This window comes from Ruegeria sp. CJ3 (assembly GCF_056536725.1).
Genome location: NZ_JBQFQE010000002.1, coordinates 94,107 through 117,505, shown reverse-complemented (window position 1 = coordinate 117,505; position 23,399 = coordinate 94,107). Strand labels below are relative to the sequence as shown.

At 60.4% G+C, this 23,399-nt stretch carries 27 protein-coding genes and 1 pseudogene; 15 read left to right on the top strand and 13 right to left on the bottom strand.

The window, feature by feature from the left end:
- Positions 1-75: 75 nt before the first annotated feature.
- The gene (locus tag ACR0J1_RS03725; protein WP_480730616.1) at positions 76-1,494 is read left to right on the top strand and encodes a TolC family outer membrane protein; all 1,419 of its coding nucleotides are present in this window, start codon (positions 76-78) and stop codon (positions 1,492-1,494) included.
- A gap of 74 nt (positions 1,495-1,568) precedes the next feature.
- Positions 1,569-2,327, top strand: coding sequence for a hypothetical protein (locus ACR0J1_RS03720; protein ID WP_480730614.1), 759 nt, complete (start codon positions 1,569-1,571; stop codon positions 2,325-2,327).
- A gap of 3 nt (positions 2,328-2,330) precedes the next feature.
- Here ACR0J1_RS03720 and ACR0J1_RS03715 read toward each other — a convergent pair whose 3' ends face one another.
- Positions 2,331-3,788, bottom strand: coding sequence for a cobyric acid synthase (locus ACR0J1_RS03715; protein WP_480730612.1), 1,458 nt, complete (start codon positions 3,786-3,788; stop codon positions 2,331-2,333).
- A gap of 59 nt (positions 3,789-3,847) precedes the next feature.
- Here ACR0J1_RS03715 and ACR0J1_RS03710 point away from each other — a divergent pair, with 59 nt between their 5' ends.
- On the top strand, positions 3,848-4,417 hold the full coding sequence (locus tag ACR0J1_RS03710) for a cobalamin biosynthesis protein CobQ (protein WP_480730610.1): 570 nt from the start codon (positions 3,848-3,850) through the stop codon (positions 4,415-4,417).
- Positions 4,418-4,483: 66 nt separating this feature from the next.
- Here the strand turns inward: ACR0J1_RS03710 and ACR0J1_RS03705 are convergent, their stop codons facing one another.
- Positions 4,484-4,804, bottom strand: a complete 321-nt coding sequence (locus ACR0J1_RS03705; RefSeq protein ID WP_480529337.1) for a DUF6280 family protein — start codon at positions 4,802-4,804, stop codon at positions 4,484-4,486.
- Between the two features lie 219 nt (positions 4,805-5,023).
- Here ACR0J1_RS03705 and efp point away from each other — a divergent pair, with 219 nt between their 5' ends.
- Positions 5,024-5,587 carry an elongation factor P gene (gene efp, locus ACR0J1_RS03700; protein WP_480529338.1) on the top strand — a complete coding sequence of 188 codons (564 nt, stop codon included), beginning with the start codon at positions 5,024-5,026 and terminating at the stop codon, positions 5,585-5,587.
- A gap of 47 nt (positions 5,588-5,634) precedes the next feature.
- Here efp and ACR0J1_RS03695 read toward each other — a convergent pair whose 3' ends face one another.
- Together ACR0J1_RS03695 and ygfZ are read right to left on the bottom strand one after the other, a co-directional pair.
- The gene (locus ACR0J1_RS03695) at positions 5,635-6,573 is read right to left on the bottom strand and encodes an ABC transporter transmembrane domain-containing protein (RefSeq protein WP_480730607.1); all 939 of its coding nucleotides are present in this window, start codon (positions 6,571-6,573) and stop codon (positions 5,635-5,637) included.
- A 106-nt stretch (positions 6,574-6,679) separates the two neighbouring features.
- Complete coding sequence (gene ygfZ, locus ACR0J1_RS03690; protein WP_480730605.1) at positions 6,680-7,417, bottom strand: CAF17-like 4Fe-4S cluster assembly/insertion protein YgfZ; 738 nt, start codon at positions 7,415-7,417, stop codon at positions 6,680-6,682.
- 73 nt (positions 7,418-7,490) lie between these two features.
- Between ygfZ and ACR0J1_RS03685 the strand changes: the two genes are divergently transcribed.
- Complete coding sequence (locus ACR0J1_RS03685) at positions 7,491-8,165, top strand: TIGR04283 family arsenosugar biosynthesis glycosyltransferase (RefSeq protein WP_480730603.1); 675 nt, start codon at positions 7,491-7,493, stop codon at positions 8,163-8,165.
- Between the two features lie 7 nt (positions 8,166-8,172).
- Here ACR0J1_RS03685 and ACR0J1_RS03680 read toward each other — a convergent pair.
- Positions 8,173-8,928 (bottom strand): annotated as a pseudogene (locus ACR0J1_RS03680) (hypothetical protein); the annotation flags it as partial.
- A 165-nt stretch (positions 8,929-9,093) separates the two neighbouring features.
- On the opposite strand from ACR0J1_RS03680, the gene ACR0J1_RS03675 reads away from it, so the two are divergent.
- Entirely contained in the window at positions 9,094-9,864 is a 771-nt protein-coding gene (locus ACR0J1_RS03675) for an alpha/beta hydrolase (protein ID WP_480730601.1), read from the top strand.
- Between the two features lie 345 nt (positions 9,865-10,209).
- Here ACR0J1_RS03675 and ACR0J1_RS03670 read toward each other — a convergent pair whose 3' ends face one another.
- Together ACR0J1_RS03670 and parE are read right to left on the bottom strand one after the other, a co-directional pair.
- Positions 10,210-10,893: a hypothetical protein gene (locus ACR0J1_RS03670; RefSeq protein ID WP_480730599.1), complete on the bottom strand. Its 684-nt coding sequence runs from the start codon at positions 10,891-10,893 to the stop codon at positions 10,210-10,212.
- Between the two features lie 30 nt (positions 10,894-10,923).
- Positions 10,924-12,882, bottom strand: a complete 1,959-nt coding sequence (gene parE, locus ACR0J1_RS03665; RefSeq protein ID WP_480516024.1) for a DNA topoisomerase IV subunit B — start codon at positions 12,880-12,882, stop codon at positions 10,924-10,926.
- Between the two features lie 157 nt (positions 12,883-13,039).
- Here parE and ACR0J1_RS03660 point away from each other — a divergent pair, with 157 nt between their 5' ends.
- The 3 genes from ACR0J1_RS03660 to ACR0J1_RS03650 all read left to right on the top strand — a co-directional run bounded on the left by ACR0J1_RS03660 (position 13,040) and on the right by ACR0J1_RS03650 (position 16,270).
- Positions 13,040-13,648, top strand: coding sequence for a carboxymuconolactone decarboxylase family protein (locus tag ACR0J1_RS03660; protein ID WP_480730597.1), 609 nt, complete (start codon positions 13,040-13,042; stop codon positions 13,646-13,648).
- 199 nt (positions 13,649-13,847) lie between these two features.
- Positions 13,848-14,768, top strand: coding sequence for a polyphosphate kinase 2 (gene ppk2 / locus ACR0J1_RS03655; RefSeq protein ID WP_480730595.1), 921 nt, complete (start codon positions 13,848-13,850; stop codon positions 14,766-14,768).
- A 137-nt stretch (positions 14,769-14,905) separates the two neighbouring features.
- Complete coding sequence (locus tag ACR0J1_RS03650) at positions 14,906-16,270, top strand: MATE family efflux transporter (protein ID WP_480730593.1); 1,365 nt, start codon at positions 14,906-14,908, stop codon at positions 16,268-16,270.
- Positions 16,271-16,274: 4 nt separating this feature from the next.
- Here the strand turns inward: ACR0J1_RS03650 and ACR0J1_RS03645 are convergent, their stop codons facing one another.
- Positions 16,275-16,676, bottom strand: coding sequence for a hypothetical protein (locus ACR0J1_RS03645; protein WP_480730591.1), 402 nt, complete (start codon positions 16,674-16,676; stop codon positions 16,275-16,277).
- Positions 16,677-16,684: 8 nt separating this feature from the next.
- Entirely contained in the window at positions 16,685-17,887 is a 1,203-nt protein-coding gene (locus ACR0J1_RS03640) for a pyridoxal phosphate-dependent aminotransferase (RefSeq protein ID WP_480730589.1), read from the bottom strand.
- Between the two features lie 91 nt (positions 17,888-17,978).
- Between ACR0J1_RS03640 and ACR0J1_RS03635 the strand changes: the two genes are divergently transcribed.
- The 3 genes from ACR0J1_RS03635 (at position 17,979) to ACR0J1_RS03625 (ending at position 19,200) form a co-directional block, all read left to right on the top strand.
- Positions 17,979-18,371, top strand: coding sequence for a helix-turn-helix domain-containing protein (locus tag ACR0J1_RS03635; RefSeq protein WP_480730587.1), 393 nt, complete (start codon positions 17,979-17,981; stop codon positions 18,369-18,371).
- Entirely contained in the window at positions 18,368-18,625 is a 258-nt protein-coding gene (locus tag ACR0J1_RS03630; RefSeq protein ID WP_480730585.1) for a succinate dehydrogenase assembly factor 2, read from the top strand. The genes ACR0J1_RS03635 and ACR0J1_RS03630 overlap by 4 nt, the downstream gene beginning before the upstream one ends.
- A gap of 77 nt (positions 18,626-18,702) precedes the next feature.
- Entirely contained in the window at positions 18,703-19,200 is a 498-nt protein-coding gene (locus ACR0J1_RS03625) for a MarR family winged helix-turn-helix transcriptional regulator (RefSeq protein ID WP_480730584.1), read from the top strand.
- Here ACR0J1_RS03625 and ACR0J1_RS03620 read toward each other — a convergent pair.
- From ACR0J1_RS03620 to ACR0J1_RS03610, 3 genes are read right to left on the bottom strand one after another with little or no spacing between them, the layout of a single operon-like run.
- Positions 19,147-19,911, bottom strand: a complete 765-nt coding sequence (locus ACR0J1_RS03620; protein ID WP_480730582.1) for a DUF1194 domain-containing protein — start codon at positions 19,909-19,911, stop codon at positions 19,147-19,149. The genes ACR0J1_RS03625 and ACR0J1_RS03620 overlap by 54 nt on opposite strands.
- Positions 19,908-20,612 (bottom strand): DUF1194 domain-containing protein, encoded by a 705-nt coding sequence (locus tag ACR0J1_RS03615; RefSeq protein ID WP_480730580.1) that lies wholly within the window; start codon positions 20,610-20,612, stop codon positions 19,908-19,910. Before ACR0J1_RS03615 ends, ACR0J1_RS03620 begins: the two co-directional genes overlap by 4 nt.
- The gene (locus tag ACR0J1_RS03610) at positions 20,609-21,037 is read right to left on the bottom strand and encodes a VOC family protein (protein WP_480730579.1); all 429 of its coding nucleotides are present in this window, start codon (positions 21,035-21,037) and stop codon (positions 20,609-20,611) included. Before ACR0J1_RS03610 ends, ACR0J1_RS03615 begins: the two co-directional genes overlap by 4 nt.
- 177 nt (positions 21,038-21,214) lie before the next feature.
- Between ACR0J1_RS03610 and thyX the strand changes: the two genes are divergently transcribed.
- Positions 21,215-22,126 carry an FAD-dependent thymidylate synthase gene (gene thyX / locus ACR0J1_RS03605; RefSeq protein ID WP_480529355.1) on the top strand — a complete coding sequence of 304 codons (912 nt, stop codon included), beginning with the start codon at positions 21,215-21,217 and terminating at the stop codon, positions 22,124-22,126.
- A gap of 122 nt (positions 22,127-22,248) precedes the next feature.
- On the opposite strand, the gene ACR0J1_RS03600 is transcribed toward thyX, so the two are convergent.
- Entirely contained in the window at positions 22,249-22,455 is a 207-nt protein-coding gene (locus ACR0J1_RS03600) for a cold-shock protein (RefSeq protein WP_010439113.1), read from the bottom strand.
- A gap of 213 nt (positions 22,456-22,668) precedes the next feature.
- On the opposite strand from ACR0J1_RS03600, the gene ACR0J1_RS03595 reads away from it, so the two are divergent.
- Together ACR0J1_RS03595 and ACR0J1_RS03590 are read left to right on the top strand one after the other, a co-directional pair.
- Positions 22,669-22,986, top strand: a complete 318-nt coding sequence (locus tag ACR0J1_RS03595; RefSeq protein ID WP_480730576.1) for an arsenate reductase family protein — start codon at positions 22,669-22,671, stop codon at positions 22,984-22,986.
- 44 nt (positions 22,987-23,030) lie between these two features.
- The gene (locus tag ACR0J1_RS03590) at positions 23,031-23,399 is read left to right on the top strand and encodes a hypothetical protein (protein ID WP_480730574.1); all 369 of its coding nucleotides are present in this window, start codon (positions 23,031-23,033) and stop codon (positions 23,397-23,399) included.

Below are 23,399 nucleotides of genomic sequence, written 5' to 3'. Positions count from 1 at the left end.
ACGTCTTGATTACTTGAAAACAAGGGCGCAAACTGCTTTGGCGGTTGCGTAATTTCGATTTGAGAGGATTTGGTCATGCGCGGGATGGCGACAGGAAAGTTGGTCAGAGGACTGGCGTTGGCGGCAGGTTTGGCACTGGGAACGGCGTCCGGTAAACCTGCGTGGGCTGACAATGTGACCGATGCCTTCATCGGTGCTTACAACACCAGCGGTCTGCTTGAACAGAACCGCGCCCTGTTGCGGGCGGCCGATGAAGATGTCGCCATCGCCCTGTCGGCGCTGCGGCCGATCATCAACTGGACCGCTCAGGTCAGCCAGGATTATACCCGTGCAACGAACAGCGGTGTGGTGACCCGAAACGAGCCATCCACCTTTTTTACCGGCCTCACGCTGAGCCAATTGGTCTATGATGGCGGTTTCTCAGTTCTGGGCAAGCAATCGGCGCAGGAAATTGTCCTGTCCACGCGCCAGAGCCTGATTGACATCGAACAGCAGATTCTGTTCCGCGCCGTAAATGCCTATCTGGATGTGGTGCTGCAGGAAGAAACCGTTCAGATTCAGTTGAATGACGTTGAGGTGTCGGCCGAGGAACTGCGGGCCTCGCAGGACCGATTTGAAGTGGGTGAGGTCACCCGCACGGATGTTGCATTGTCCGAGGCACAGCTGGCCAGCTCGCAGGCGGAACTCGCGGTCGCGCGCGGCAGCCTGAGCTCGGCGCAGGCGGAATATGTCAACGCGGTCGGCAAACAGCCGGGGCGCACATCGGGCCAGCCCAGATTGCCGGCCCTGCCGGGATCGGAAGCCGAGGCGATTTCCTTTGCGCGCCGCAACCATCCGGCCATTCTGTCGTCTCAGCACGAAGTTCGGGCCTTTGATCTGGGCGTTCAGCAGCAGCGCGCGAATCTGGGTCCGAATGTCAGCCTGAACGCGGATGCCGGGATCACGGAAAGCTATGACAACGATGACAACATCGAAGATGCCAGCATCTCGCTGACCTTCAATCAACCGATTTACGCCGGTGGCGGTCTGGCCGCCGCGGTGCGCCGCGCCATGGCGACCCGGGACGCCTCGCGGGCGAACCTGCTGAACGTGCAGAAGAACATCACGCAGGGCGTGTCCGAGGCCTATGCCAACTTCCAGGCCGCTTCGGCCAGTTTGCGGGCGTCGACCGAGCAGGTCCGGGCATCGCAGGTTGCCTTTGACGGTATCCGCGAAGAGGCCACGCTGGGCGCGCGGACCACGTTGGATGTTCTGAACGCGCAGCAGGATCTGCTGGATGCGCAGTTGAACGAGGTCGCCTCGCGCACGGAACGGTCGCGCGCGGCCTATCAGCTGCTGCAGGCGCAGGGGCTGCTGACGGCGGAACGTCTGGGTCTGGCGGTTCAGATCTATGACCCGACGCTGTATTACAACCTGGTGAAAAACGCTCCGTCGCAGGTCAGCAAGCAAAGCCGTGATCTTGATCGGGTGCTCAAGGCGTTGCGCCGCGACTGATAGCCGTCACTACCGGTTGTGGTGTGCGCCCGGATTGGCTACAATCGGACGCAGGGCAAGAGCGGTAGTGAATAATGTCAGATAGTGTTGTAAATACCGGTTCTCAGGACGTTCTTTCATCAGTCAAACGGCTGGTCACGGAAGATACGCATGAGGAATCAGAGTTTATTTTCATTCCATCGGCTCCGGCGCCCAAGCCGGGTCGGCTGGTTCTGACGGATGCGCTGCGGGTCAGCGATGAACCGCTCACTACCGAAAAGCCTGCACCGCTCAAGCTGATGCCGCAACACAGCGCCCGTGATGATGCCCCGGCAGACGCCGCAAATGAACCCGCATCACCGGCCGAACCAATGCGGTTGCAGCCCCGCGATGTGGTCCGTCAGGGGGATGTAGCGGCCAGCGTTCAAACCCCGGATGCCGCTCCGAAACGCGATCTGGCGGGCAGCCTCAGCGCCAAGATCGAGGCGCTGGAGGCCGCGATTGCGCGGACCGAGGATCAGTGGGAACCTGATGGCGAGAGCGATGACGATTATTCGGGTACCAAGACCAAAGCTGTTGAGTGGCCCGTCGACACCGCCTCGGCACAATCCGCAATTGCCACGCCCAAGGACGAGCCTGTTGCAACCTTCATCCGCGACCCTGCCGTGAAGGAAGGGACCACGAGCGGGCCCGACGAGCCGCTGAACCTCAGCCAGGACGAACTACGCGACCTTGTCGCCCAGATTGTCCGCGAGGAATTGCAGGGCGCGCTTGGTGAACGGATCACGCGAAATCTGCGCAAGATGGTCCGGCGAGAGATTGCCCGGGTGGTAACAGAACAGAGCGTGGATTGAGCCTCAGTCGCGATGCGGCTCTTGCGCCAGCGACAGCAGCAGATCCAGATCCATGTGCTGTTCCAGATGATCGGCAAGATCGTCCAGCGCCTGTTCGACCCCATCCTCATATGCGGTTTCTGCGGTCACACCCAGACCGGCCAGATAACTGGCGCGAAACGCATCTGACGTGAAAATCCCGTGCAGGTAGCTGCCGCGCACCCGGCCATTGGCGCTGGCGGCCCCTTCGGGCCGCCCGTCGATCTGCAGCCAGGCGTGGCCGCAGTCGGGGCCATCGGTGCGGCCCATATGGATTTCATATCCACGCACCGGCTCGTGACCGGGCAGGGCGGTCGCCTCGCGCAATGTGACCTGCTTCTGACCCGCCATCGTGGTGCTGACATCCAGCAGGCCCAGCCCCTGGACCATACCGGGGCGTCCGTCGACCCCGTCGGGATCTGCGATGGTTTTGCCCAGCATCTGATATCCGCCGCACAGCCCCAGCACATGACCGCCACGCCGTACATGCGCATAGAGGTCGATATCCCAGCCCTGCGCGCGAAAATAGGTCAGATCGCCGATGGTGGACTTGCTACCCGGCAGCAGCACCAGATCCGCATCGCCGGGCAGGGGGCGACCTGCCGGGATGATTTCGACTGTCACCCCGGGTTCGGCTGACAGCGGATCAAGGTCATCGAAATTAGCCATCCGTTCGAGTTGAGGCACCACGATCTTGCAATCTCCACCCGCATGAGACCGGATGTCCATCATGTCCTCAGCGGGCAGTTTCCATGCGTCCTGGAACCACGGCACAACGCCCAGACAAGGCCAGCCGGTGCGGTTGGCGATATCGTCGCGCCCGTCATCGAACAGCGACACATCCCCCTTGAACCGGTTGACGGCAAAACCCCGGATCATGGCCAGATCATCGGCCTCCAGCACCGCCTGAGTGCCCACGATCTGCGCAATCACGCCGCCCCGGTGGATGTCACCCACCAGCACCACGGGAACATTGGCGGCGCAGGCAAAGCCCATATTGGCGATGTCGCCCTTGCGCAGATTGGTCTCGGCCGGGCTGCCCGCACCTTCTATCAGGACCAGATCGGCGTCGTCACACAGGCGGCCAAAGCTTTCCAGCGCAGCGCCCAGAAGTTTGGATTTGTCTCTGCGATAGTCGCCCGCCTTCATGGTGCCCGCCCGCTGGCCCTGCACGATGATCTGCGCGCCGGTATCGGTCTCGGGCTTCAGCAGGATCGGGTTCATGTCCGTATGGGTCGGTCTGTTCGCAGCCCATGCCTGCAGCGCCTGCGCCCGCCCGATCTCGCCCCCGTTTTCGGTCACTGCGGCATTGTTCGACATATTCTGCGGCTTGAACGGAGCCACCCGTAGCCCGCGCCGCGTATAGGCACGCGCCAGCCCGGCCACCAGAACCGATTTTCCGACATTGCTGCCGGTGCCCTGAATCATGATGGACCGTACCATGGGCGCTCTCCTATGCTGAGGCGCAGATGACCTGATTTGGTGGCAAAGGAAAAGCCCGGATGAACACGCCCGCGCATCTTTTGATCGGAGCTGCCGCCTTTGCCCGCCCCGCCCGGGGGGCTGTCCTGTGGGCGGCGGTGCTGGGATCGCTGCTGCCGGATCTGTCGCTGTATCTGATGGCCGGTGTGTCGCTGTTCATCCTTAACATCCCCGAGCAGGTTGTGTTCGGACAGCTCTACTACTCACCCGCATGGCAAACGGTGTTTGCGATCGACAATTCATTCGTCCTGTGGGGCATCGCGCTGGCCGTGGGGCTGTGGTGTGGCTGGCGGTTGCTGACGGTGGGCGCGGCGGCGGGTGTGCTCCATCTGATGCTGGACTTCCTGCTTCATGCAGGGGATGGGCGTCCGCAATTCTGGCCGTTCAGCGATTGGGTTTTTCATAGTCCGGTCAGCTATTGGGACAGTACCCATCACGCGCTGTGGGTGGGCCCCGTCTCGGTCGGGGTTTGTGTGATCGCCTATGGCATCTTGTGGCGACGCGGCCTGTCCGTTCCGGCCAAACTGATATTCGGGCTGATGCTGGCCGCCGAGCTTTGGGTTGTCCGGCAATGGCTGCTGTTTTTCTGACCCCGGGCAAAGAAAAAACGCGCCCGGCTGAGGGGCGCGTCTTTTGGCACAACATGCAGCGAGTGATCAGGCCGCTTCGGCCTGTTGAGCTGCATGTCGGCGTTCGCTTTCTTCCCGCGACAGGGCGACCGAGGTCCGCACACCGCGGCCCACGAATTCCATCAGGCCGTCCACGACGCGTTCGTTCGGGTCGATACCGGCGCAGGACAATACCTCGCGCCCGTCGCGAGAACGGGCCCAGCGGGCGATCTGTTCGGGGCCGTTGCCGTATTTCTTGTCATCAGCAATAGCGTCATCCAGAGCAGCCAACACAACGGCCGCGAAAAGCTTGCGCGCACGATTGCCTTGCTCGTTGTTAAAGGCAGTGCCGTCAACGAAATCTCTCATCTCGTCTTCCTTGTTTTTCTTGCTCTTGCAATTTTCGGCGTGACGGTCCTTATGACCTATTCGCAGCGATTCGGATACAGCTAAAATGCATAGTTGCGTTGCATTTTTTGCATGGCTCGCTGCAAGTGCAGCACTAGGTCTCGTTGTCTTGCCAGGTGTGTTCCCGCCAGATATAGGGACGGCAACTGACGCATCAACCGTTTGTGAAGGATTTAAGTCATGCCCAAGATAAATGGGAACGAAATTCGCCCCGGCAATGTGCTTGAGCATAATGACGGGCTGTGGGCAGCGGTCAAGGTGGATCACGTAAAGCCCGGGAAAGGTGGCGCTTTTGCCCAGGTCGAACTGCGCAACCTGCGGAATGGATCAAAGCTGAACGAACGGTTCCGCTCGGCAGACAAGGTCGAACGGGTGCGTCTGGAGCAGAAGGATCAGCAGTTCCTTTACGAATCCGACGGCATGCTGGTGTTCATGGATTCCGAGACCTATGAGCAGATCGAACTGCCCGCCGACCTGCTGGGCGAACGCCGCCCGTTTCTGCAGGACGGCATGACCATTGTGGTCGAATTCTACGAATCCGAAGCGCTGAACGCCTCGTTGCCGCAGAAAGTGACCTGTAAGATCGTCGAGACCGAGCCGGTGGTCAAAGGTCAGACCGCTGCGAACTCGTTCAAACCAGCCGTGCTGGACAATGGCGTCAAGGTCATGGTGCCGCCCTTCATCGGTCAGGATGAGATGATCGTGGTGAATACCGAAACCATGGAATATTCTGAACGCGCCTGATCGAAGGCTGTTCCAGTATCAAAGGGGCTGCGATGCGGCCCCTTTTTCTATGAGGTGGTGCGACGATAGCGTTCGGGATGATCGCCGAACAGTTCCAGCACCAGTTCGTATTTGATACGGTTGGCGCTGACCTGCCGGTAAAACGCGATCAGAAAGGCCGTCGGCCCCTGAATACGGCTTAGCCCGCTTGTCGCGGCTACGACGGTGCCCACATCGGTCTTGCCCTGCAACACCAACCAGCCGCCCAGCATCAGAACGCCCACCGTGCCCGCGCCGTTGATGACGCTCAGCAGGAATTTCGCAGACAGTTTCCACAGAAACATCCTGCGGCGCGTCTCATAAATCTCATCAAACTGTTCCAGGATGGCATCCGAGACGGCCTCGATATCCGCCTGCGTCAGCCGATCGGTCGAGCTTCGCAGGACGCGCACACGCTCGGCCACAAACCTGTTCACCTTGCGTTGTGAAACCAGCACGATGACGATCTGCGGCACGATCATCGAAAATGCGATCAGGCCCAGCCCCGGTTGCGTTGACGAGATATAGCCGATCACGCTGATCAGCGTCCCGATCTGCACCACGGGGTCGGAAAAGGCCCCTCCGGCGAACTTGCCAAGCTCTTCGGCCTCGGCCGATACGGCGGTGGTCATGGTGCCGGACCGCAGATCCTGCCCTGCCTTGTCGATATCCACCGCCCGCGCCAGCAACCGCCCCCGGATCAGGCGGATCAGGTCCTCGCCCAGTGTTCCGGCCCGATAGCCAAGCACCCATTTCAGCCCGAGGCTCAGCAGGATGACCCCCATCATGCCAGCCCCCAGCAGGATCAGGTGGTCGACCGAGATATTGTCCGAGGTCAGGTGGTTGATGATATCGCGTTGAAACTCCAAGGGGGCCGCCGCCAGCGCTGCGACCGCCAGCGACAGCAGGATGAGGATGATCTGCCGACCGGCACTGACGCGCCAAATGGTGGTGTAAAGGCGTAACATGCGGATATCCCCAAAGGTCTGATGACCTTAGTGATACCGCGCGCGGGGTGGGGGTCAAACACGCATGAGGCGGCAGGTGAGGGGCCCGTGCCGCTTGGGCAACAAGTCAGCCGGGCAACCGCAGGGTTGCGTCACCCGCCCGCATGTCGTCGCCCGCGCGGTCCAGACGCAGATAGGCGATGGCCTTGCAACCGGATTGGGTGAACAGTACGCCCGCCGGTTTGCCACCGGACTGGATCTCGGTGCCGACCGGCGCTGAGCCCGAGACCTCGACGACCCGCAGACCTTTGCGCAGCTCGGTCTTGTGCTTCATGCGGGCGGTGACTTCTTGCCCGACATAGCAGCCCTTCTTGAAATCCAGACCGTTCAGCGCCTCGAACCCGGATTCCAGGATATAGCTGTCAGGTGTCAGTTCGATGCCGCTTTCGGGGATGCAATGCTGCACGCGGATGGCATCCCAATCGGTGCCGTCGTCGCTTTCGGGGGCCGCCGAATAGGCGCGCCAGCCCAGGTCGGGGTGGCGCGGGTCGGGCAGGGCGCCTTCGGGCGCCGCGCCGGTGCCGCGCTGCAGGTTCAGGTCGGCGGCCTCGATCGTCACATCAGCGCGCAGTTTGTACATGGTCAGGCGTTTCACCAGCCCATCGGCAAGGGCGTCGCTGACATCCAGCAGCACCGCATCGCCATCGCGTTTCAGAAAGAAATCCGCCAGATACTTGCCCTGCGGCGTTAAGATCGCCGCATAGACCAGCCCATCTTGCAGGCGCTGCACATCATTTGTGATCAGCCCTTGCAGAAAGCTGTCCGTGTCCTTGCCGGTCAGGCGCAGAATGCGGCGATTGGGCATGGGTTGATCCTCGTCATATGGTCTGGCCCCGTGATATAGGAGATCGCGCCGCCATGACCAGAGGGTTTCAGACGTGTCCGCTCCGATCTCTATCGTGATCCCAACCCTGAATGCGGGGCAGGTGCTGCCCGCGACGTTGCAGGCGCTGATCGAGGGGCTGCACGCCGGTCTGATCCGCGAGTTGATCGTCAGCGATGGCGGGTCAACGGATGCTACGCTTGAGATGGCTGATGAGGCGGGGGCCGAGATCGTCACCGGCCCGCCCTCGCGCGGGGGGCAGTTGCGGCGTGGTTGCGCCGCTGCCAAGGGCGAGTGGCTGTTGATCCTGCACGCCGATACCGAGTTGCAAGCAGGGTGGAGCGGTGTGGTCACCGATCATCTGCCTTCGGGTCGACCCGCGGCGTTCCGGCTGCGATTCCGCGCCAGCGGCTTTGCCGCGCGTTGGGTCGCAGGGTGGGCGAACCTGCGCAGTCGCCTGTTTGGCTTGCCCTATGGCGACCAGGGCTTGCTGGTTCGCCGCGCCGAGTATGACGCGGCGGGGGGCTATCCAGATCAACAGCTGATGGAGGATGTCGCGCTGGTCCGCACCCTGCCGTCGGCAGCCCTGTTGAAGGCCGACGCTGTCACGAGTGCGGAACGCTATATCCGTCAGGGCTGGTTTCGCCGCGGGGCGCGGAACCTTTGGACTCTGACGCGGTATTTTCTGGGCGCTGATCCCGAACGGCTGGCGCAGGCTTATCGGCGTTGAAGGCCATGCGCAGTTCGACAAGCGATTTGCCAAGCCGGAAGGGGGCCGCAAAGCTGACCAGACACAGCGCGATGATCTGCAGCACCAGAATATGCGCATTGGCCTGCAGGTATTCCCATTCATCCTTCAGCTTGCCGACCTGTTCGATCAGGTCGTCATAGCTTTGGGCAAGGATCAGATAGTCCCCAGCGATGGCCGGGACTTTGCGGCGCATATTGTCGACTGAGGCCTGTGTCTTGTCGTCCAGTGTGGTGAAGACAAGAAACTGGTCGATGCTGAATGCATCCGCTTTGGCGGCCATGTCGCGCGCTTCGTCCATATCGTCTTTCGAGGCGCCGCCGAACAGGAAATGCAGCCCCTGCAGCGGTGCGACCTCATTCGTGACTGCAATAAAAAGGGGCAGGTCAGCGTTGCTGGCGGTTGAGGCCGACAGGAACTCGACCTTCTCGCACAGCACAGCCGTGTCGGGGTCATAGGCCGGGTCGCAGAACCGCAGGCGGAACCGCGCGGCGTCGCGGTCAAAGGCCAGCGTGGCGGCATAAGCCACGTCGATCTGCCGGTCCAGCCGCGAACTGTCCGAGGTATAAAGCCCCGCCAGCACCGCCACCAGCGCACCGATCCCGCCCAGCACGACCCAGACCAGATCGGCCAGCTTCCACGCCCGATGCCCGGCCGGTTTGCGGAACAGAAACCCTGTGCCGATCAGTCCGATCAAAAAGAACAGTATCAGCAGCGGCAATTGGTTTTCGGCAACAAATGTCATGGCCCTGAGTGTACGTCCTGCGCGCAGGCTGGCAAGCATCCTCACGCGCAGTTGTAACACATGCGATTGTGTTACGGGTCCCGGGGCGGTCTTGCGGCAGGCCCGCTGGGGCCTTGCTGGATGGGCCCTTCTTCTCTCATAGTGGCGTGAAAGAAGGGGGATTTCATGACCAAAGAGATTGTTCTGATCCACGGAGCCTTTGCCGGGCCGTGGTGCATGCAGGATTACGCAGGCTTCTTCCGCGCGCGCGGCTGGACGGTGCACACACCCGCGCTGCGCTATCATGGCGGAGATCCCAAGGCCGATCCCGACCCCGGCCTGACTGACACCAGCGTCATGGACTATACCAATGATATTGCAGCGTTTATTCAGGATCTCGACAGCAAGCCCGTGCTGCTGGGTCATGCTATCGCGGGGGTGGTAGCGCAGCAGGTGGCGTCTCGGGGATTGGCCAGCGCCATTGTCCTGATCAACCCGAACGCGGCTTGGGGGACGTTGCCCGAAACCGACGACGAACGCGCTGTGCCGCGTGCGTTGATGGAAGGCGGGGCGTTCTGGAAGCAGCCGATGCGCGTCGATTTCGACCTGATGGCCCCCTTCGCGCTGAACAAGATGCCCGAGGCGCAGCAGCATGAGGTGTTCGATCAACTTGGCCCCGAAAGCGGGCGGGTGATGTTCGAGATGTTCTTTTGGATGTTCGACGATCACCACGCGATGAAGGTGGATATCGACAAGGTTGACTGCCCGGTTCTGATCGTATCCGGCACCGAGGACCGGGCCGTGAACCCCAACACCTGCCGCGCTTTGGCGAAGCTTTACGGAGACCGCGCGACGTTTTTGCCGGTCGAAAACCACGCGCATTTTCTGTTCATGGAGCCGGGGTGGGAGGGGCCAGCGGGGCAGATTGCGGAGTGGTTGGATGGGGTGTCGGATTGACGCCCCGATCGTGCGGAAATCGGGAATTGTATGGTTTGTACGTTGTTTCGGATGGGGTTTGTTCGGTTTGTACAAAATTTTCGGGGGGTTGGGTGTTTAGAACCCGTTAGGAATTGGGGCGTGTGAAGGGGAGCCGGAGGGCGTTTGGGGTGCCGGGTTGAAGCGCGGCCTACGGGGAGTTCGTTGAGATCGGACGCGGGGATTGTGGTGATGTAGGATGGGTGTTTACACCCATCTTGATGTGGGACATTTGATGGGTGTAAACACCCATCCTACGCCCACTATCCACCCAATGCTTTATGTAATGCATCAAGCACGTGCCCAACCCGGCTCATTGGACGGGCGCTATGGTTTTGGCAACTGTTTAGGTTTTTCATCCTGTGGGAGCTGAGCATACCCAACAACTTTCTTTTGTGTAATCGTTCGAGCTTTTTCGACCGCATCAGCAATAGGTTGTGCGTCCTCTCCAACTTGTCTCACAAGGCCAGACATTTCATACGCGGCCGCAAGAAAGGCTTGGAAATTTGATTTTGATTTGTGCAGCTCATTCTCAATCTTTGCTATGTGAAAGAGAACATTTTTCTTTTGGCTCTCGAAAAGAGTTTCAGAACTATCAACTACTTTCCTCGCTTCAGCCATAAGGCTCCGAATTTCTTGCTTTTCAGATTGGCTAAGTTCGGCTCGGTCGAAGATCTCAACGGATTCTTGGTCAATAAAATGATCATCGAATTGAAGGGCTAATACCAGCGAAAGAGCTTGTGTCAGTCGAGAATTGTATTGCTGAAGATTCAGTTCATCCTTGAGTAGCAGGCTTTCTTTGATCGACTGCGCTACTTCTATGTCGTCGATTCGAGATGCTGCTGACTTCGCAACAAGTGAGCCGCTAAGCAATTCGGAGTACAAATGGTGATTAGACTGCTTGAGTTTACCAATTTGAGCACCGCCATTGGCAGTTTTGCTCATCATATAGACCAATATGGCATTAAGTGCGGAAACAGGTTCTTTAGGAAGATCTTCTAATTTAAGCATAATTTTTCAAAGCTTTATAAGCCCTTTGCCTCAAACATCCAGCTCCTCCACAAACCGCGCGTTTTCCTGAATATACTGGAACCGCAGTTCGGGTTTCTTGCCCATTAGGCGCTCGACGAGGTCTCCGGTTTCGCCGGGTTCGTCCTCGTCAATCGTGACGCGGATCAGTTTGCGCGAGGCGGGGTCCATTGTGGTCTCTTTCAAGTCTTTGGCGTCCATTTCGCCCAGACCTTTGAAGCGGGACACGTCGATTTTGCCTTTGCCGCCCAGACCTTTTTCCAGCCATTCGTCACGCTCGGCCTCGTCCAGACAATAGACGCGTTTGGCGCCTTGGGTCAGGCGGTAGAGGGGCGGGCAGGCGAGGTACAGGTGGCCCGCGTCAATCATCGGTCGCATCTGGGTGAAGAAGAACGTCATCAGCAAGGACGCGATATGCGCGCCGTCCACGTCCGCGTCGGTCATGATGATGATCTTGTCATAGCGCAGGTCGTCGACGTTGAACTTGGTGCCAAGGCCCACACCCAGCGCTTGGGTCAGGTCGTTGATCTCGGCATTGGTGCCCAGTTTCGAACTGGCCGCGCCCAGCACGTTCAGGATCTTGCCGCGCAGGGGCAGCAGGGCCTGCGTTTTGCGGTCGCGGCCCATTTTGGCGGAACCGCCCGCCGAGTCGCCCTCGACGATGAATAATTCGGTTCCATCGCGTGTTGAACTGGAACAGTCCACCAGCTTGCCGGGGAGACGAAGTTTCTTAGTGGCGGACTTGCGTTGTGTTTCCTTCTCGGCCCGTCGGCGCAGGCGTTCCTCGGCCCTTAGGATGAGGAAATCCAAGATCGCGCCGGCGGATTTTGTGTCGGCGGCGAGCCAGTTGTCGAAATGGTCGCGGACCGAGTTTTCGACGAGCCGTTGCGCCTCGACCGTGGCGAGGCGGTCTTTGGTCTGGCCGACGAATTCGGGCTCGGAGATGAAGCAGGACACCAGCGCGCAGCCGCCGGTGATCAGGTCGTCTCGGGTGATCTGACCGGCTTTTTTGTTGTTGATCAGCTCGCCGTAGGCCTTGATCCCTTTGAGGACGGCGGCCCAGAAACCTGCCACGTGGGTGCCGCCTTCGGGTGTGGGGACGGTGTTACAGTAGGATTGAATGAACCCATCGCGCGAAGGCGTCCAGTTGATCGCCCATTCGACCTTGCCGGGGGTGCCGAATTTCTCGTTGAAATCCACCGTGCCGGCAAAGGGCTGCTCGGCGTAGGTGGACGAGCCGTTCATCGTTTCTTTGAGGTAATCGCTGAGGCCGCCGGGGAAGTGGAAGGTGGCCTCGGTCGGGGTTTCGCCATCGTCGATATGGGATTTCCAGCGGATCTCGACACCCGAGAATAGGTAGGCCTTGGAGCGGATGGATTTGAACAGGCGGGCCGGTTTGAACTTGTGGTGGCCGAAGATTTCGGCATCGGCGTGGAAGGTCACGGTGGTGCCGCGCCGGTTGGGGGCTGCGCCGATCTTTTCCACGGGACCCAGAGGGATGCCGCGTGAGAAGCGTTGTTCGAACAGTGTTTTGTCGCGCGCCACTTGCACGACCATCGAATCCGACAGGGCGTTCACGACCGAGGCCCCAACCCCGTGCAGACCGCCCGAGGTCTGGTAGGCTTTGCCTGAGAACTTGCCGCCCGCGTGCAGGGTACACAGGATGACCTCGAGCGCGGATTTGTCGGGGAATTTGGGGTGCGGGTCGATGGGAATGCCGCGCCCGTTGTCGCGCACGGTCAGGGCGTAATCTGCGTGCAGTTCGACCTCGATCCGGTTGGCATGGCCAGCGACCGCTTCATCCATCGAGTTGTCGAGGATTTCGGCGACCATATGGTGCAAAGCGCGCTCATCCGTGCCGCCGATATACATGCCGGGGCGTTTGCGGACCGGTTCCAGACCTTCGAGCACCTCGATCGAGGAGGCGTCATAGGCGGTCGTGTTTTCGGGCGTCAAAAGATCGTCGGGCATGGGTGCTGCTCTTGTTTTCAAGTTTCCCCCATTATGGCAGGTGATGTGGTCCGGGGGAAGAGGGGCCCGAGGTGTTGTAGGTGGTTTGCTGATGCTGCCGCGTTGCAATCCGGCGAAATCCCGGCTCAAGTGGTTGATGAAACAGGAGGTGCAGGTGATGAGCTGGATCAGGACAATTCCATTTGACGAGGCGACGGGCAGGTTGAGGAAGCTCTATGAGCGGGTGACCGGGCCAGACAACAATGTGGACAACATCATGATGGCGCATTCACTGCGGCCGCATACGATGGAAGCGCATATGGCCGTCTACAAGAACGTGCTGCATCATTCGGCCAATCGGGTGCCGAAGTGGTTCCTTGAGGTGTTGGGTGTCTGGGTAAGCGCGCTGAACCGGTGCAGCTACTGCGTCGAGCATCATTTTGCCGGTTTGCAGCGGTTGCTGGGGGATGAATCGCGTGGTGACGCGATCCGGGCGGCGATTGAGGCGGGCGCGCCGGAGAAAGCGCCGTTGGACGGGGTGCAGATCGCGGCGATGCGCTATGCGCGGGTGCTGACCGAGGCTCCGGCGGATTTGACCGAGGCGGATGTCGAGGCGTTGCGGGGCGCGGGTTGGGATGATGGGGAGATTTTGGAGATCAATCAGGTGTGTTCGTATTTCTCTTATGCCAATCGGACGGTGCTTGGGTTGGGCTGTTCGACTGAGGGGGATGTGTTGGGGTTGTCACCTAACAACTCGGATAACCCGGATGATTGGGGACATCGGTGAGGGCAGGAGCGAGGGGCGCTGCCCCTCGCGCTCCCCGGGATATTTGTGGCCAGATGAAGGTTTGGATCGGGTTTTGTGGTTGGCCGGGGCGGCGGTTCGCAGAGGGGGTAAAAGGTAAGTCACTTTGACACCAATCAAAGCGGAGATGCGATGGGTCTGATAAGTCTCGGGCCAGACAGTGAAACGCAGGAGATCATGCATGGACGCAACGCCCCAGACCCCGTCTCAGACCAATGTGGTTCCGGCCAATCAGCAGGATACCACAGCCCCCAGCCCCGAGAAGATCCGGCAGGCTTTTGAGAGTGGCAGATATCCCTATGGTCGCAAGATGGCCCGCAAGACCTATGAGGCGGAGAAAGCCGAGCTTCAGGCTGAGCTGCTGAAGGTTCAGCTATGGGCGCAGGAAACCGGTCAGCGGTTTGTGCTGCTGTTCGAAGGGCGCGATGCGGCCGGGAAGGGTGGGACCATCAAGCGGTTCATGGAGCACCTGAACCCGCGTCAGGCCCGTGTGGTTGCCCTGAACAAGCCGACCTGGGAAGAGAAGGGTCAATGGTACTACCAGCGCTATGTGCAGCAGCTGCCCACCGTAGGCGAGATGGTGTTCTATGACCGGTCCTGGTACAACCGCGCCGGTGTGGAGCGGGTGATGGGCTTCTGTTCACCCAACGAATATCTGGAGTTCATGCGCCAGACGCCCGAGTTGGAGCGGATGCTGGTGCGGTCGGGCATTCAGCTTTACAAGTATTGGTTCTCGGTGACGCAGGAAGAGCAGCAGCGTCGGTTCAAGAGCCGCGAAACCGATCCGCTGAAACAGTGGAAACTGTCACCGATCGACAAGGCGAGCCTGAGCAAGTGGGATGACTATACCGAGGCGAAGGAGGCGATGTTCTTTTATACCGACACCGCCGATGCGCCCTGGACCATCGTCAAATCGAATGACAAGAAACGCGCGCGTCTGAATTGCATGCGCCACTTCCTGTCGACGCTGGATTACCCCGACAAGAACGACAAGATCGTCGGTGAGCCGGACCCGCTGATCGTGGGGCAGGCGCATCATGTGATCCATCGTTCCGAACATATCCTTGGGGCGACGCTGAATCCTGACGCCAAGACAGGCTGATCCGGGCAACCCCTTCATGCGAAAGCCATGACCCCGTCGGGGCGTGGCTTTTGCTGGTTTTGGCGGGGTGAGTCTCACTTTGAAATAAATCTGATCCACTCTTGTCTCGGGCTGCGGGCGAGCCTAAGGCTGGCGGGATGAACAAGGTGATGACATATCCCGCCCATTTCCGGGCGATTGCAGTGCTGGGCCTGCCGTTGATCGGCGGGCATCTGGCGCAGTTTGCCATTGGCCTGACGGATACCATCATGCTGGGATGGTACGGGGTTGATGCGCTGGCCGCGGTGACGCTGGCCAACAGCTATTTCTTTGTTTTGTTCCTGTTTGGCGCGGGGTTCGGCTGGGCGGTGATGCCGATGGTTGCGACCGCCGCCGCCGAAGAGAATGAGACCAGCATTCGTCGGTCTACCCGTATGGGGCTGTGGCTGTCGCTGATCTATGCGGCGGTGATGATGCCGCTGTTGTGGTGGTCCCATCCGATCCTGATCGCGCTGCAGCAAGAGCCGGAGGTGGCCGAGACCGCCGCGAAATACCTGCGTGTCGCCGGGTGGGGGTTGTTCCCGGCGCTGCTGGTGATGGTGCTGAAATCTTATCTGGCCGCGTTGGAGCGGACGCAGATCGTGCTGTGGATCACGGTTGTGGCGGCTTTGGTCAACGGGCTGACGAACTATGCGCTGATCTTCGGCAACTGGGGCGCGCCCGAGTTGGGGGTGATCGGGGCGGCCATCGCCTCGGTGGTGACGCAGATCGTGTCGCTGGTGGCGGTGGTGATCTATGCGGTGCGGGCGCTGCCGGAACACAGCCTGTTTCAACGCTTTTGGCGTCCGGATTGGGAGATGTTCCTGAGCGTCCTGCGTCTGGGTGTGCCCATCGGTCTGACGACGCTGGCCGAGGTGTCGCTGTTTGCGACCTCGGCGGTGATGATGGGCTGGTTGGGGCCGGTGCCGCTGGCGGCGCATGGGATTGCGCTGAACCTCGCGTCGGCGACGTTCATGGTGCATCTGGGCCTGTCGAACGTGGCGACCATCCGGGCGGGCAATGCGCTGGGCCGTCGGGATCGTTCGCATCTTGAGAAGGGGGCGATCACGGTGACGGCGATGTCGCTGGTGATGTCGGTCCTGACCGTCATCCTGTTTCTGACCTGTGCCGAGCCGCTGATCTCGTTGTTCATGGAATCGGACGATCCGCAGCGGCCGCAGATCCTGCTGATCGGCAGCGGATTGCTGGCGATGGCGGCGTTGTTCCAGCTGGTCGATGGCGCGCAGGTGATTGCGCTGGGCTTGTTGCGCGGGTTGCAGGATGCCAAGGTTCCGATGGTGATGGCCGCGCTCAGCTATTGGGTGGTAGGCATCCCCGCGTCGTATTTCTTTGGCTTCGTTCAGGGGCTGGAGGGGATCGGTGTCTGGCTGGGCCTCGTGCTGGGGCTGGCCTTTGCGGCGGTCCTGCTGATGGCGCGGTTCTGGCTGCGATCGGTGCGCGAGGTCGGAGGCGTTCCGGCCTAGGCGGTCACTCTTTGCCGAGCCGGTCGGATTTCTTTCGCACCAGAACCGACCGCAAATCATGCATCGCCATCAGCAATTGGTCTGTCACCTCGTCCAACTGCGCGCCGGTGGCCTTGGACTGCGCCCATTGAGCGGTCAGGTTCAGTTGGTCGACCGTGCGGTGGATATCGTCCAGGTCGCGCCGGGCCAGCAGGGCTTTGCGGGCAGTCATCCAGCGGGCGATCTCGGCCGCGTCCGCATCGGTAAGGCGGCGCTGCCCGTGCGGTTTGACCTCGCCGTTGCGGATGTTGATGACGGCGATCTGTTCCATCTCGATCCGGCGCTGCGGGTTTTCGGTGTCGATGCGGAACACCGCTGCTCCGTTTTCACGGATGCGGAAGTAATAGTCGGGCAGGGCGGCGTGCATCGGGAACCTCAGGTCAGAGATGCGCAGAAACGCTGGATACGGGTGCAGGCCTCGGTCAGCGCTTCGTCCGAGGTGGCATAGCTGACCCGGAAATTCGGCGACAGGCCAAAGGCGGCACCGAAGACCACGGCCACATCAGTCTCTTCCAGTAGGGCTGTGGCGAAGGCTTCGTCCGAGTCGATCAGCGTGCCCGCAGGCGAGGTCTTTCCGATCAGGCCGGCGATCGACGGGTAGACGTAAAACGCACCCTCGGGCGTGGGGCAGGTGATGCCGTCGATCTGGCCCAGCATATCGACCACCAGATCGCGGCGGCGTTTGAAAATCTCGTTGTTGGGCGCAAGGAAGGCTTGCGTGCCATTCAGCGCCTCAACCGCTGCCCATTGGCTGACCGAACAGGGGTTCGAGGTGGATTGCGACTGCACCTTGCGCATCGCCGAGATCAGTTCGACCGGACCGGCCGCATAGCCGATGCGCCAGCCGGTCATGGCATAGGCTTTGGACACGCCGTTGCAGGTCAGCGTGCGGTCATAGAGCCCCGGTTCGACCTGTGCCGGGGTGCAGAATTCAAACCCGTCATAGGCCAGATGCTCGTACATATCATCCGTCATCACCCAGACATGGGGGTGGCGCATCAGCACATCGGTCAGCGCCTTCAACTCATCCCGGTTGTACCCCGCTCCGGTGGGGTTCGAAGGTGAGTTGAAGATGAACCATTTTGTGTTGGGCGTGATCGCGGCCTCAAGCTGCGCGGGCGTCAGCTTGAAACTGTTGTCGAGGCTGGTTTCGACGACCACAGGCGTGCCCCCGGCCAACAGCACCATGTCGGGGTAGCTGACCCAATAGGGCGCGGGGATGATGACCTCGTCCCCGTCGTTCAGCGTGGCCATCAACGCGTTATACAACGTCTGTTTGCCCCCGGTCCCGACCGAGACCTGGGCGGGCGTATAGTCCAGCCCATGATCCCGTTTCATCTTGGCGCAAACGGCCTGTTTCAGTTCGGGGATACCGTCGGGGGCGGTGTATTTCGTCTTGCCCGCTGCGATTGCGGCGACGGCGGCGTCCTTGATGTTCTGCGGCGTGTCGAAATCGGGCTCGCCCGCGCTGAGGCCGATGACATCGCGCCCGGCGGCCTTCAACTCGGCCGCTTTGGCCGTCATCGCGATGGTGGGCGAGGGTTTGACGCGCGACAATGTCGCAGAAAGGAAACTCATGGCGGCCTCGGTTTGTATGTCGGGTCCGACTGTCATAGGGTGCGCCCGAATAACGATCAAGCCATATGACATTTGAGGATTGGAGACAGGTATGACCGAGGAAAAAGACTGGTACGGGCCTGATGCAGCCACGTTCGGTGACCGGGTCGCAGGCGCGCGCGAGTTCGCGGGAATGACGCAAGTGCAGCTGGCCCGCGGGCTGGGTGTGAAGAAAGCCACAATCGCCGCGTGGGAAGACGACCTGTCCGAGCCGCGCGCCAATAAGCTGTCGATGATGGCCGGGCTGCTGAACGTCTCGATCATGTGGCTGCTGACCGGCGAGGGCGACGGCATGGACGCCACCAGCCTGACCGGCGAGGTTGACACCGAACTGACCGATCTGGTGGCCGAACTGCGCACCATCCGCGGCGAGATGCGTGCCAGCTCTGAGCGTCTGGCCCGGGTCGAGAAGGCGCTGCGCCTGAAACTGGAGCGCGATCAGTGACCGAAACGCGCGACACCCGCATCAAACGCATGAAGATGCGTTCGATGCGGCGTGGCATCAAAGAGATGGACCTGATCCTAACGGCGTATGCCGACCGCAATCTGGCGGCGATGGATGAGGCCGGGCTGGATACCTATGATGCGCTGTTGCATGAGAACGATCAGGACCTGTACCAATGGGTGACCGGGCAGGTTGCCCCGCCTGCGGAACTGGCTGATCTGATCGCCGATATCGCCCAGACCTTTCAGAAATAAGAACTATTCCGGCTTAACTGATTTTTCGGGAATTCACGCCATCCTGCCAAAAGCAGCGCGATGAATCGGAGGATCGGATGAGTATGGAACTGCAGGTTTCCGCGCCCGGGACCAAGGGCTTCATGTCCAGTTATCTTGAGGCGCTGGCGCTGGTCGAGCGTCTGCACCGATTGCTTCTGGATGTGATCAAGGATGAGTTTGAACGCGTCGGCGTGTTGGAGATCAACGCGGTGCAGGCACTGCTTTTGTTCAATATCGGCGATCATGAGGTGACGGCGGGCGAGTTGAAAAGCCGTGGTTACTATCAGGGCAGCAATGTCAGCTATAACCTCAAGAAACTGGTCGATATGGGGTATATGCACCACCAGCGCTGCGAGATTGACCGCCGGTCCGTGCGCGTCAGGCTGACCCCGCGCGGGCGCGAGATACGCGATATCGTGGCCGAGCTGTTCTCGCGCCATGCCGAGGGGTTGCAGAACCGGGGTGTGATCGGGGCCGAGGGGATCGAAGAGATCACCGGCTCACTCCGCCGGGTCGAGCGCTATTGGACGGATCAGATCCGCTATATTTACTGATGGCGCAGGCGTGTTGGATAAAACGATCCCCTCCAGTTCGCGGATCAGCTTGCGGGTCATCGCCTCTTCGTAGGCCTCAAACCCAAGCGCGACTTCGACAAAAGCGTTGGGTCCCAGAATGACCCAGGCCGTGTAGTATGCGGAAAGCTCTCCGACCTGCACATAGCGCACGTCGCCGGTGGCGGGATCATCTGCACCGATGACAAGACCGTTGATCGTGATCCCCGAGGTTTGCAGCGCCGTCTTCACATCGCGTGGATGGGGGCCGAGGTTGTGCTTACCATCGCCCGACAGATCGAGTGTGCGCCGCCAGCAATCGGCCTGTTCTGCCAGTATGTCGGCCCCAGCCAGCATCGCCGATCCGATGGCGGTTCCTTGCGGGGCCGTGGAGCGCTGAGTGCTGTTCAGCCGCTGTCCGATCTGTTGCAGGTCATCGGGTGACCGAATGTCGGTCCAGTCCAACGATATGCGATGATGGCCCGGTTCGCTCCATTCGAACACAGCAAGACGCACATAGGTGGCGGGGTTGGACAAGATCAAACCGGCGACCTCGGGGCGACGCAGGGCGGCGGCCAGACCGTCCAGTTGCAACCGATATTCATGGCTGTCGACCGAGCCGGACACATCCAGCCCCAGCGCCAGTGCTTGCCGACACTGGGCCGATAGCGGGGCGGCCATCAGGCACAGAAGGGTGGCGAGCAGGCGGATCATTCAAATCCGCCCGGGCTGAGTTCGCTGAGTTCAAGCCCTTTCAGCTCCCGCTCCAGCTTGCGACGCATGGCCCGTTCGAAATCCTGGAACCCGGCGGCGATCTCAAGAAAGGCGCCGGGGCCGTGCAGGACGTTGTTTTGAAAGAAGGGGATCAGATCGATCTCGCCCTCAAAATCGGCGGCATTGATAACCAGCCCGTTGACCGTCGTGTTCTCGAACGGGAAGTGCTTGTATGCGATCTGAGGGTCATAGCCGTCATTGTTCTTGCCATCGCCCGAGATATCGATGGTCTGAAACAGACAACGTGGCGCCCGTTGCATCAGCTTGGCCCCATAGGCCAGCGCGTGGCCCATCGCGGTGGGCCAATCATTTGCCGAACGTTCGGACTGGCCGATCCGTTGCGCGGCGGCGAGCAGATCGGCCCGCGTCTCGATCACCAGCCAATCCAGCAGCAGGGACTGGTTGGAGCTGCCAGACCATTCGTAGACCGCCAGCGCAACAGGCTGTGGGGATTGGAAGAACGCCTCTTGCACCTCGGGCGCGATCAGGGCGGCGGCCAGCCCCTTGCGTTGCAGCGCATCTTCGGCGGCGTCAACCGAGGTCGAGATATCCATCGCAAGCGCCAGCGCCAGGCGGCAGGGCTCGGCCCAAAGGGGGCTGCCCGCAAGGGCCAGCCCCGGCGCTGCCAGCCAGCGGATCACCAGTGACCGGTGCTTTCCATGCTGGACCAGGGTTCAGCCGGTTCCAGCGCCTCGCCGTTTTGCAGCAGCTCGACCGAGATGTTGTCGGGTGAGCGCACGAAGGCCATGCGTCCGTCGCGCGGCGGGCGGTTGATCACGACGCCATTGTCCTGCAGGTGCTTGCAGGTCTCGTAAATATTATCGACGCCGTAGGCCAGATGTCCGAAATGGCGGCTGTCGCTGGGCAGGTCATTGTCACCGTCCCAATTGTAGGTCAGCTCGATCGGGGCGTCCTCCTGACCCGGCGGGGCGAGGAAAATCAGGGTGAACCGACCTGCTTCGCTTTCATAGCGGCGGGTCTCTTTCAGGCCCAGCAGCGTGTAGAATGCCATGGATTTCTCAAGATCCTTCACGCGGACCATGGTGTGAAGATATGTCAGCCCCATCGCGGTTTTCCTTGCTTTGATTGTGATGATCAGCAGCTTAGCGCGCCCGCCTCCCATGTCGAGGGGCCGGTCGGACACATTTTGAGATTTACGCGATACGCCGCACATATCGCGGTTCCGATGCCAGGCTGACCGATATATAGTGGTTGGCGACTCATTGCTGGAAAGGATAATTTCATGCCGCTGTCTGCCGACCAACTGGCCGAGATCGAAGCTCAACGCGCACAATCGAGCCCGACCCGCCGTGTCGTCGCCGAAGGTATGGAAGACCACCTGTACACGGCGCATCAGGTTCTGGACCATGGGTTTGTCCGTGTCATCGACTATATGGGTGACGATGCTGCGATCTGTCAGGCGGCGCGCGTGTCTTACGGCAAGGGCACCAAATCGGTGCAGAATGACGAGGGGTTGATCCGGTATCTGATGCGGCACTGGCACTCGACCCCGTTCGAGATGTGCGAAATCAAGCTGCACGTCAAACTGCCGGTTTTCGTGGCCCGTCAGTGGATCCGGCACCGGACGGCAAATGTGAACGAATACTCGGCGCGGTATTCGATTCTGGATCGTGAATTCTATATCCCGGCGCCCGAGCACGTCGCGGCGCAGTCCGAGGTCAACAATCAGGGCCGCGGTGACACGCTGCAAGGGGAAGAGGCCGCGCGGGTTCTGGAAATCCTCAAGGCGGACAGCGCCCGCTGCTATGACAACTACGAGGCGATGATCGGGCAGGACGGTCAGCAGGGTCTGGCGCGTGAACTGGCGCGGATGAACCTGCCAGCCAATATCTATACGCAGTGGTATTGGAAGGTGGACCTGCACAACCTGTTCCACTTCCTGCGTCTGCGCGCCGATCCGCACGCGCAGTACGAAATCCGGGTCTATGCCGAGACCATGTGCAAGATCGTGGCCGACTGGGTGCCCTTCGCGTTCCGCGCGTTCGAGGATTACCGCCTTGGCGCGGTCAACCTGTCGGCCCAGATGGTTACCTGCCTGCGCCGGATGATCGCGGGCGAGGCGGTTACGCAAGAAAACTCGGGCATGACTGCGCGCGAGTGGCGCGAGTTCGAGGCGGTCATCCGCGAAAGCTGAAGCTCGCAAAACAACAAAGAGCCGCGTCCCAACGCGGGCGCGTCTGTTTGGGTGATGTAACGGTTAACGGCCGGAAATTGGCCGCTAACCTTATCTAACCTTCCCGCCGCGGCGGGTTTACTTCAAAGCGGCTTTAAATCAGACGCCATCTGGCGGCCATCACGTCCGTCTTCCAGCTCGTACGAGACTTTCTGATTGTCAGCGAGTCCGGTCAGGCCGGATCGTTCTACGGCCGAGATATGAACAAACACATCTTTGCCACCCTCATCGGGCGCAATAAAACCATAGCCTTTGGTTGTATTAAACCATTTCACGGTGCCGGTTGGCATTTCCCGTGTCTCCTTCTACTTACACGTTGTCCCACAAATTGGTGGGGGCCGTCATGACAAGACCGCAACACATCACTGTTCGCCCACACGATACAGCCCGGATTGCGTGTTTCGTCTTTTTCAACATTGCACGGTGAAGTAAAAAATCAAGAATAACCGGGGTGGGCCACGCGGTTTGCCCGAAATTGCAGCGAATACAGGATCAGCCGAACCATGCGTCTATTTGGGTTAAAGACCTGCGATACCTGCCGTAAGGCATTGAAATCCCTGCCCGATGCCGAATTTGTCGACGTGCGGGCGCAGGGCGTTCCCGAAGATGTGATGTCGGCGGCGTTCGAGAGTTTCGGCAAAGCCTTGCTCAACACCCGTTCGACAACCTGGCGTGGATTGGACGAGGGCGCGCGCGATCGGCCGGTGCTTGAGCTGCTGGCGGATCACCCGACGCTGATGAAGCGGCCACTGATCGAGGCGGACGGGCAGATGTATCTGGGTTGGACACCTGAAACCCGCGCGGGGCTTGGCGTTTCCTGAACGACTGCTTATGTGACTCGGTATAACATACAGGAGACCTGTTTATGCGTAACGCGGCCATGATACTCGGCGTCATCGCCGGGCTGATCGGAATGATCGTGGGCTTTTTTGGTTACGGCTTTGTCGAGTTCGTAGATCGGTTTGGAGAGATCGACGGCATTGCCGAACAGGTCGATAATCCCGCCCTGATCCAGACCGCCTCAATCGTGGCCCCTTTGCTGGCGATTGTCGGCGGGGCAATGGCCCATGCCCGCGCGCTGGTCGGGGGTGTTTTGCTGATGATCTCGGCGGCGGGGATGTATTACGCCTTTGGCTTCGGCGTCTTCACCATGTTCCCGATCGCATTCGCGGGCGTGGCGGGATTGCTTGGGCTCGCTGCGGGTAAACCGGACGAGCCCAAGGCGCATTTCTAA